Origin of the sequence: Bacillus sp. FSL K6-1012 (genome assembly GCF_037964915.1) — a bacterium.
Classification (GTDB): Bacteria; Bacillota; Bacilli; order Bacillales; family Bacillaceae; genus Bacillus; species Bacillus halotolerans.
Genome location: NZ_CP150175.1, coordinates 3,601,273 through 3,611,735, shown reverse-complemented (window position 1 = coordinate 3,611,735; position 10,463 = coordinate 3,601,273). Strand labels below are relative to the sequence as shown.

Genomic DNA, 10,463 nt, shown 5'->3' with positions numbered 1-10,463 from the left:
TGTAATGGGTATTTAGTAATGCAATAGGTGTTTCACATTCCGAATGGATAAAAGAAGGTCAAAACCAAGTCTGATTTCCTATTTATCCAAATTCCGCCATGATGTAACATGGAAAAGGATAATATAATCACCCTGCAACCGGGTCAAAAGTATTACTTTTGAAAAATAGAATGATCTCACAAAACCCTTGGAGGTTCGTAATGAAAAAAATTATCTTTATTTGCTTCAGCTTATTACTTGCCCTGACAGGAGGATGCAGTATGAACGACAACGAAAAAAACAGCAAAAACAATGAAAATAAAACAGAAGCCGTAAAACCAAAAGACATGGATCCAAAAGACCTGCCGCAAGTTCCCGCGTTTCAGGATGAGAAAACGAGAGAGTACATGGTGTCAACGAAGGAAGAGGAGCCTGGGTACTATTTGCTTGAGTCTAAGCTGAAAGGGTTTAGGATGTTGTTTCCGGAGGATGCGGAGTATTCCGACTCTGAAACTTCAAAGACAAACGAGTCTCTATTTTTTGACAGTGTTAATAAAGAAATGAATATAGTGATGAATGCCTCAGTAAAGTTTTATCAGAATGAATCATTTATAAATGACCCGGAGACTATGCTGGATATAGTTAGCGGTAAAAATGAATACAAAGGTAACTTTGAAAAAATAGAAACAAAAGAAAACGATATTTATTTTGCTTCAAAACAAGAGAACTTTGAGAAAGAAGATAAACCATCCTATATCTATCTTGGTTATATAAAATCGAAAGAACAAGGTTATTTAGGAATGGAGTATTCTTTCATGTTTAGTTGTTCAGCCAATACTCAGACCTGCAACCAAAAGCCAGAAGACTATGAAAAAAAGGTTAAAAAAATACTAAACTCTGTTACCTTCAATTTAAATAAGAAGGAGAAGGAAGATGGGAAGTAAAAATATTTTTGAAGACGAAAATATAAAACTACGTCTTATCAATTTGGAATACAGTTATAAACAAAAATTTGCTTCTTCAGATCCTAAGGTAATACAAAAAGCTAAGGAAGATTTTGAAGCGGATGTCCGAAGAATTTACAAAGAAGAAACTCACCAAGAATTCACACAAAAAATAGAAATTTATACTTCTAAAGATCTGGTCAGCCAAAATAAAGAATCAGGTTATGATGGTACTGCTATTCACGTTACAGATAAAAAGCATGATGTAAATGAACTTCATATTATATCTGAAGGCAGTGCAGATAATAAAGATTGGACTTATAATTTTTTTGGTTTGTTTCTTGGAATGGATGATAGTCAATATAATGCCGCTAAAGAGTTTACTATTGAAGCAAAAAAGAAAGCCGGCAATGACGAAAGTTTAAGAACATTTGCCTTGGGACATTCACTAGCCAATAATAATCAAGTAATGGTGCAATTAATTGATGGAGAATACGATGAAGTTTATGGTGTAAATGGAGCTCAAGTAAGTGTAGATCATTTATTAAAGGCAGATGATCATTTAAGATACACAATGCTTAAAAAGTTTAAAGTGAATACATTTAAAGAGTTAAATTCAATCCCAAAAGACGACCTCAAAAAAGCTATCACCAAATACTATGAAGACAAAGGCGTGACAGCAAACATCTCCCAACGCATCTCAAAAGATGACCCGCTGTACGGAGTCAGCGGCAAGGCGGATTTCATTACATTCGGCGATGTGAAGATGGCGGATACGAACACAAGTGTGAAAGGCATCAGAAACATTATGGATGGGCTTCCTGATGAAGACGTAAGGTCGATGCAGGAATACCTTCAAAAATATAAGGACGACTATGAAAAAGACGGCTTAAACGGTTTTGTAAAGGCAGCCAGCGGAATAGACATAGAATTGATAGAAAAAGTAAAGCATACAGACGGCGTTTTAGCGAAAGCAAGTGTTGTTTATGAAAATTTTGATGATGTTAAGCAAATGTATGGCCGAATTAAAGAGCAGCTGCCAGCCTTTTTAGGTTTTCTTCACACCCTGTTGGGAAACAGCGGGCCTATTGTAGATCAGCTTGCTGAAAATGGTTATATTGATGATACACAGAAAAAAGTCATAAAAAAAGAGTTATCTAATCTTAATGCGAGTATGAAAGGTATAGAATTACAATACGATGATTTCATTGATCATCTAAAGCATGGCCAATTCACGCAAGCTCTAAATGATGTTGGTAAAATTGTGGAGTATGTAAAATCAATGATTTCTTCTTTTGAAACACTCGACACAGAAACAAAAGACGCATTAAAACTCATCGTCGACGGCCACAGCATCGTTCAAATGCTGAACGCATTATCAAAGGAAAAAGGATTTAGCTATAAGGGTTCTGATATTTACTTTACAGGGAAGGGCGGCTCGGGAGAAACGATTAAAGTCAATATCTCTTCCGCTGTCAGAATCTATCAAAACGGCATGAAGATAGTTGAAGATATGGAAGATGCGATTTCCGCGTACCAAAAGGTATTCCGTCAGGAAATCGATGAGGAGTTTATAGACAAAAAACAGGCAATCATCACGTCGATTCAACATATGGAAGAAAACCCTTCGCATTATGCCTTCGATCTTCAATTCCGGCTTGCGGCCGGTTTCAGTCACACATTCGATAAATTAGAGAAAATATCAGTTCATGAATCGTTCCATACAGGTGCTCTCCCTGCTAATGACGGAATTGTTGCAGAACTAAAAAAACAGACATCGGAAAAAAAGAACTTTATCAAAAATATCCGCGAGAGCATCGAAAAGCTATTTGAAAAAGAAGAAATGATCTCACAGTTATTCGATTTTCAGCCTTAGGAGGAATAGACAGAGTGACTTCCTTATTTTCAGAAAGTGAAACAGAAGTTGTATCAACCACCTATATGTTTCTAACCCATGACGAAATGAAGGGGAAAGCAGGCAGTCTCAATAAACCCATCAACGACATTCTCAGCCTGACTAAAAAATTTGAGTCTGCATTAAAAGAAGAAATCAAAGGGCAAAAAGGAATGATTGTCAAAAAAATAAAAGAAGAGCTTGAATCGAAAAGCGAAAAGCAGAAAACTGCACTTCAAACGATAAAAGTAGAGCATACTGCAAAGGTTGACCGGTTCAAGATGATCATTGAAGACCTGAGGCAGCAAGAGGTTACCTTAACGTATCGAAAAAAGAAGCCCGAAAAGGATCTATAAGATGAAACGTCTCCTATTCGAGTCATGAATAGGGGATTTTTATTTTCAGTGTACAAGAAAAATATACTGAAAAAGTCTCTCTCCATTGTTATGATTTAGAAAGAGTAAAAATAATCCTATTATATTCCGTTCAACCTTGCTGACCGCGTAAAGGGATTGAAACAGGAGGAAAAATACTATGTCAACACAGCAACCTAAAAGAAAATTCAAAGCCTTTTTTGCATTAGTGAAACAGACAAACCCATCCTATGGAAAGCTCGCTTTTGCGCTGATTCTCAGTATTGTGACAACACTGGTCAGCCTGCTGATTCCTTTATTAACGAAACAGCTTGTCGACGGTTTTTCCATGTCAGCACTGTCCGGCACGCAAATCGGGCTGATCGCGCTCGTATTTCTTATTCAAGCCGCTTTAAGCGCCTACGCTACATACGCGCTAAACTATAGCGGGCAAAAAATCATCTCTGGGTTAAGGGATTTATTATGGAAGAAATTAATAAAGCTTCCTGTATCTTATTTCGATACTAACGCTTCCGGTGAAACTGTCAGCCGGGTCACGAATGATACGATGGTGGTAAAAGAGCTGATCACCAGCCACATCAGCGGATTTATAACAGGCATCATTTCGGTCATTGGATCACTCACCATCTTATTCATTATGAACTGGAAGCTGACGCTGCTTGTTTTAGTTGTTGTTCCATTAGCTGCGCTGATTTTAGTGCCGATCGGCCAGAAGATGTTCTCCATTTCTCGGGAAACTCAAGATGAAACCGCACGTTTTACAGGGTTGCTCAATCAAATACTTCCGGAAATCAGGCTTGTGAAGGCTTCAAATGCAGAGGAAGTCGAATACAAACGAGGAAAGCTGGGGATTTCTTCATTATTCCAGCTGGGGGTTCGTGAAGCGAAGGTGCAATCGCTTGTCGGGCCGCTTATTTCTCTCGTATTAATGGCCGCACTCGTGGCTGTTATTGGATACGGCGGTATGCAGGTGTCATCAGGCGAATTGACTGCCGGAGCACTCGTTGCTTTTATTTTATATTTGTTTCAAATCATTATGCCGATGGGCCAGATTACAACGTTCTTCACACAACTGCAAAAATCAATCGGTGCAACGGAACGGATGATTGAGATTTTGGCAGAGGAAGAGGAAGATACCGTCACAGGTAACCAAATTGACAACGCGCATCTGCCTATCCGGCTTGATCAAGTGTCCTTTGGCTATAAGCCTGGGCAGATGATCTTGAAGGATATCAGCGCCGTGATTGAAGCGGGAAAAGTAACAGCAATTGTTGGGCCGAGCGGCGGCGGGAAAACCACGCTGTTTAAGCTGCTTGAACGTTTCTATTCTCCGACTGAAGGGACCATTCGGCTGGGAGACGAGCCGGTGGATACGTATTCGCTCGAATCGTGGCGTCAGCATATCGGCTACGTGTCACAGGAAAGTCCGTTAATGTCGGGAACGATCAGAGACAATATTTGTTATGGGCTGGAACGTGAGGTAACGGATGCCGAAATCGAAAAAGCAGCGGAGATGGCATATGCTCTTAATTTTATACTGGAGCTGCCGAATCAGCTTGATACTGAAGTGGGCGAACGCGGCATTATGCTGTCGGGCGGACAGAGACAAAGAATTGCGATTGCCAGGGCGCTTCTCCGTGATCCGAGCATCCTGATGCTTGATGAAGCCACATCCAGCCTCGACAGCCAATCTGAAAAATCAGTGCAGCAGGCACTTGAGGTGCTGATGGAAGGCCGGACAACAATTGTCATCGCTCACCGCTTATCGACTGTTGTAGATGCAGATCAGCTATTATTTGTTGAAAAAGGGGAAATTACGGGACGGGGCACGCACCATGAATTAATGGCTTCCCATGACCTTTACAGAGATTTTGCTGAACAGCAGCTGAAAATGAATGCGGATTTAGAAAACAAAGCCGGGTAAATTCTGGTTGATTCAGCCAGTAAAAAAAAGAGGAGGGATTTTCCCAATCCTTCCTTTTGAACTATTGAGGGGCTTACGATTTATGGTATACTACTGACGGTAATATTGTATAAAACGGAGGGTAGTTGTGGGAAAACACACTTCTGAACATAAAAATCACGCACAAATTGTCCAGCTGCTTCAAGATGGACATTATTTTTTTCATAAAGGTTTGAAGGCGTATAAAGAACGCAATTTGAAGCGGGCAAGCAAACTGATCCAGCGTGCGGTTCATTTGGAGCCGAGGGATTCAGAGATGCTTTCGCAGCTTGCGGTCATTTATTCTGAGATGGGGCAATACCAGGAATCAAACGATTTGCTTGATTATATTTTGGCGAATCTTGAGACGGAAATGCCGGAATGCCATTATTTTAAAGCAAATAACTTTGCCCATCTGGGACTCTTTCAGGAAGCTTATAAAGAAGCTGCTGCTTATTCAGACGCTGATCCGGACGGTGAATTTTCCGAAGAGAATGATAGTCTGCTTGAACTGCTTGATTTAGGAGACGGCGGGCCTGAGGATTCTTTATATGATCAGGATGAATTGCTTATCAAACAGGACCGGGCGAAGTCCTTGCTTGAAAGTGGTCAGCTTGCTGAAGCCGTTGCGGCCCTTGAGGAAATCACACACGAATATCCTGAGCTTTGGTCCGCTTATAATAATCTCGCCCTTGCCCACTTTTATTCCGGCAATGTTGTGAAAGCGAAGCAAACGGCTTATCAAGTGCTGAATAATAATGAAGGAAATCTTCACGCATTATGTAATCTTCTCGTTTTCTACTATTATGAAAGAGAAGATGAAAAGGTGGCAGAGCTGAGTGATCAGCTTTCAAATGTATATCCGATGTTATTTGAACAGCGCTATAAACTGGGTGCCACTCTGTCGCTTGTCGGCCGGTATGATATCGGGTACAAATGGCTCAGATCACTATATAAAAGCGGTTTTGAAGGAGACGACACATTCTACTACTGGCTCTCGTGCTCTGCTTACTTTACGGGCCATAAAGAATTTGCCGAAACGGTATGGAGAAAAGTCGAGTCGCAATATCCAGGAGCAGACCGTCCGGCTCCGTGGATTGAGCGGCGGGAAGTACTTCCTTCGTCAGTAGAACAGCGATTGGCGGCCTATTATATCAGCAGCACCAAGGGTGAAACGGAGCATCTTGAGGCCGTGATACGCTCGAAGCGCATCACCGCTCCTTTTGAAAACCATTTTGTTAAGCTGCTCTTGAACGGAGATTCCGCAGCAGCAGATGTGTCAGAGGATGCGCTTTTCGCTTATCAAACGGTTAAATTGCTGGAAGAAGCAGAACAAGATGAGATGAAAACAGAAGTCATGAGCTGCTGGGTATTCCATGTGATACAGCAAATCCGCGCAGCGGGGCCGCTGAAAAATGTGAGCGGATGGGCTGCGGCTATCTACTATATTTGGAAAGAAGCCCATGGCAAACATGACACCAAAAAAGAAACAGCAGCCCAATTTGGCATCTCTCCGGCTACTTTGACGAAATATATGAAATATATTGATGGTATTTTAGAATAGTATATTGATTGAGAGTTGATTCACAGAATCAACTCTCTTTTTATTCTAAGAAGTATATTAAGAAAGTAATATCGACAGGTTTTTTATCAATTTAAGAAAAATGACAAATGATGTGCAGCCTGACATCTGTTTGAAACACAAATGTAATAAAATTTATCGCTAATTTGTCGAAACTTGATGGTATAATGATTCTCGTACATAAGGAATTAGTGTTTTTTACATATGATGTGAAATAAACGCTATACACCCAGATTAAGAGATGCACAGAATAATTAACCATAAACAATCATCATTCCTCGTAGAGTATGAGGAACGAAACTTGATGTTCAAAATACAATTCCAAATGAGAACAGGTTCACAGTAAAAGGGAGGATATAAAAAGTGAGAAAGAGTTTATTGACACTTGGTTTGGCTTCCGTCATCGGGACAAGCAGTTTTTTGATCCCATTTACAAGTAAAACTGCATCGGCGGAAACATTAGATGAAAAGAAACAAAAAATCGAAAGCAAGCAATCTGAGGTTGCTTCCAGCATTGAAGCAAAGGAAAAAGAATTAACTGAGCTTCAGGAAAACCAATCAAAGATTGAAAAAGAACTGAAAGACATTAACGCTAAGGCGCTCGATACAAGCAACAAAATCGATGATAAAAAAGAAGAAAACGATAAAACAAAAGAAGAAATCAAAAAACTGAAAAAAGAGATTAAAGAAACAGAAGCACGCATCGAAAAACGCAACGAAATCCTGAAAAAACGCGTTCGTTCTTTACAGGAAAGCGGCGGATCTCAAGGATACATAGATGTACTTTTAGGATCAACGAGCTTTGGTGATTTTATCTCACGTGCAACTGCGGTTTCATCTATTGTGGATGCAGACAAAGATTTAATCAAACAGCAAGAGCAGGATAAAGCGAAGCTTGAAGACTCTGAAGCAGATCTGAATGATAAGCTGAAAGAAGTACAAGCTGCACTGGCTAAATTAGAAACAATGCAAAAAGATCTTGATAAACAGCTTGATGAAAAAGACAAGCTTTTCGACGAAGCAAAGGACAGCCAGAAGAAAACAGCTGACGCGATTTCCGAATTAAAATCAGAAGCAGCTGACCTTGCAAACCAAAAAGCAGATACTGAAGAAGAACAAGCGCGTATCAAAAAACAACAAGAAGCTGCGGCTGCCCTGATCAAAAAGCAGGAAGAAGCACAAAAAGCATCTGATGAAACACAAACAGATGACAGCCAAACGGCTACAACTGAAACAGCAAAAGCAAGCTCATCTGATGATGATTCTTCAGACAACTCTTCTAAGGGTTCATCTAACAGTTCGTCTAACGGCTCATCTTCTAAGAAGAGCAGCAGCTCAAGCAATAACTCAGGCGGCACTGTCATCAGCAACTCAGGCGGAATTGAAGGCGCGATCAGCGTTGGTTCAAGCATTGTCGGACAATCTCCGTACAAGTTTGGCGGCGGACGCTCTCAGTCTGATATCAACAACCGTATTTTTGACTGCTCATCATTCGTTCGCTGGGCTTACGCTTCTGCAGGTGTCAACCTTGGACCTGTCGGCGGAACAACGACTGATACTTTAGTTGGAAGAGGACAAGCTGTAAGCGCGTCAGACATGAAACGCGGAGACTTAGTTTTCTTTGACACATACAAAACAAATGGTCACGTTGGAATCTACTTAGGAAACGGTACTTTCCTTAACGACAATACATCTCATGGTGTATCTGTTGACTCTATGAACAACGTGTACTGGAAAAAAGCATTTAAAGGCGTTGTAAGACGTGTTGTTCAATAATAAATAAGACAAGGGCCTTCTATGGACAGAAGGCTCTTTCTTTATTAATATACATACCCTTTTGAAATACATTTAATCGCGTTTCGAAAAAAATGAGCAAAAAAATGGCGTATCACCATGAGATTTTATAGGATATGGGTAAGGAATACGTTTGATGGGGATTCTTATCATATAAGGAAGAGCCCAACTCGAAAAGACGTTTTAAGGAGTGAATGAGTGTGTCAGAAGAAAAAATATATGACGTGATTATTATCGGCGCGGGTCCTGCTGGGATGACGGCCGCTGTATACACATCTAGAGCAAACTTATCGACATTAATGATTGAAAGAGGAATTCCGGGCGGCCAAATGGCAAACACGGAAGATGTGGAGAACTATCCTGGTTTCGAAAGCATCCTCGGACCTGAGCTTTCCAACAAAATGTTTGAACACGCGAAGAAATTCGGCGCGGAATACGCTTATGGCGATATTAAAGAAATTGTGGACGGCAAAGAGTACAAAGTTGTGAAAGCCGGTTCAAAAGAATATAAAGCACGTGCTGTTATCATCGCCGCAGGTGCAGAGTATAAAAAAATCGGCGTGCCTGGCGAAAAAGAATTGGGCGGCCGCGGTGTTTCGTATTGTGCAGTATGTGACGGCGCTTTCTTTAAAGGCAAAGAGCTGGTTGTTATCGGCGGAGGAGACTCAGCGGTTGAAGAAGGCGTGTACTTAACACGTTTCGCTTCAAAAGTAACGATTGTACACAGACGTGACAAACTCCGTGCGCAAAGCATTCTCCAAGCGAGAGCGTTTGATAATGAAAAAGTAGATTTCTTATGGAATAAAACCGTGAAGGAAATTCATGAGGAAAACGGCAAAGTCGGCAAAGTGACGCTTGTAGATACGGTAACTGGTGAAGAAAGTGAATTCACAACAGACGGCGTATTCATTTATATCGGTATGCTTCCTCTGTCTAAACCGTTTGAAAACCTTGGCATCACAAATGAAGAAGGCTACATCGAAACCAACGACCGAATGGAAACAAAGGTTGAAGGGATTTTCGCAGCCGGAGACATTCGCGAAAAATCATTGCGCCAAATCGTAACGGCTACAGGTGACGGAAGTATTGCCGCACAAAGCGTCCAGCATTATGTCGAAGAGCTCCAGGAAACGCTGAAAACCTTAAAATAAAAAGGGCTGTCATACGAGTTTCACATAACGTTACTGGGTTTTAATTCCGCTGTAACAGTTGTGTAAAACTTATCGGTTATGATTAATAAAGTAATTGACCCCCTTTTTATAATGAATACACTTTTGGCACGGATTCTCCAGTTATCCGTGTCCTTTTTTTGTCCAAAAATAAAAGACAATTTCCTTTCACAATAAAATCATCTGAACGCGGGAAAGAATATGCTGTAAAATAGAAGAAAAGATTGTCAATGTCTCTTCATTGTGAGAGGCATCTTGAAACGGTATAATAAAGAGACGATGACAGGACGAGAAGGTTAGGTGACGTACTTGCAAAGAGTGACAAATTGTGTTCTCAAGGCGGATGACAAAGTTCTTCTTCTTCAAAAGCCAAGACGCGGCTGGTGGGTTGCGCCGGGAGGCAAGATGGAGAGCGGAGAATCAGTCAGGGATTCCGTCATCAGAGAATTCAGAGAAGAGACTGGTATCTATATCATAAATCCCCAGCTAAAAGGCGTTTTTACCTTTATTATTAAAGACGGTGACCACATTGTGTCTGAGTGGATGATGTTTACGTTTGTTGCTGATTCCTATACGGGAGAAAATGTGTCAGAATCAGAAGAAGGCATTTTACAGTGGCACAATGTGAAGGATATTCAAAACCTGCCTATGGCCCCGGGAGACGGCCATATCCTCGACTTTATGATGAAGGGACAAGGTCTGCTGCACGGCACATTTACGTATACACCGGAGTTTGAGCTGCTCAGTTATCGTTTAGATCCGCAGCACATCAAATAGAAAGACAA

General features: G+C 40.9%; 8 protein-coding genes. All 8 read left to right on the top strand.

Features of this window, described 5'->3' with window-relative positions; all coding sequences use genetic code 11:
• Positions 1-200 precede the first annotated feature (200 nt).
• Positions 201-923 (top strand): lipoprotein YvcA, encoded by a 723-nt coding sequence (locus NSS75_RS18745; protein WP_268497350.1) that lies wholly within the window; start codon positions 201-203, stop codon positions 921-923.
• Positions 913-2,799 carry a DUF6792 domain-containing protein gene (locus NSS75_RS18740; protein ID WP_339234393.1) on the top strand — a complete coding sequence of 629 codons (1,887 nt, stop codon included), beginning with the start codon at positions 913-915 and terminating at the stop codon, positions 2,797-2,799. Before NSS75_RS18745 ends, NSS75_RS18740 begins: the two co-directional genes overlap by 11 nt.
• Before the next feature lie 14 nt (positions 2,800-2,813).
• Positions 2,814-3,173 (top strand): hypothetical protein, encoded by a 360-nt coding sequence (locus tag NSS75_RS18735; RefSeq protein ID WP_095712943.1) that lies wholly within the window; start codon positions 2,814-2,816, stop codon positions 3,171-3,173.
• 178 nt (positions 3,174-3,351) lie between these two features.
• Positions 3,352-5,115: an ABC transporter ATP-binding protein gene (locus NSS75_RS18730; protein ID WP_101859894.1), complete on the top strand. Its 1,764-nt coding sequence runs from the start codon at positions 3,352-3,354 to the stop codon at positions 5,113-5,115.
• A gap of 127 nt (positions 5,116-5,242) precedes the next feature.
• The gene (locus NSS75_RS18725; protein WP_101859895.1) at positions 5,243-6,697 is read left to right on the top strand and encodes a tetratricopeptide repeat protein; all 1,455 of its coding nucleotides are present in this window, start codon (positions 5,243-5,245) and stop codon (positions 6,695-6,697) included.
• A 381-nt stretch (positions 6,698-7,078) separates the two neighbouring features.
• Entirely contained in the window at positions 7,079-8,491 is a 1,413-nt protein-coding gene (gene cwlO, locus NSS75_RS18720; RefSeq protein WP_101859896.1) for a peptidoglycan DL-endopeptidase CwlO, read from the top strand.
• A 218-nt stretch (positions 8,492-8,709) separates the two neighbouring features.
• The gene (gene trxB / locus NSS75_RS18715; protein WP_024122970.1) at positions 8,710-9,660 is read left to right on the top strand and encodes a thioredoxin-disulfide reductase; all 951 of its coding nucleotides are present in this window, start codon (positions 8,710-8,712) and stop codon (positions 9,658-9,660) included.
• 318 nt (positions 9,661-9,978) lie between these two features.
• Complete coding sequence (locus NSS75_RS18710; RefSeq protein WP_081638370.1) at positions 9,979-10,455, top strand: 8-oxo-dGTP diphosphatase; 477 nt, start codon at positions 9,979-9,981, stop codon at positions 10,453-10,455.
• Positions 10,456-10,463 lie beyond the last annotated feature (8 nt).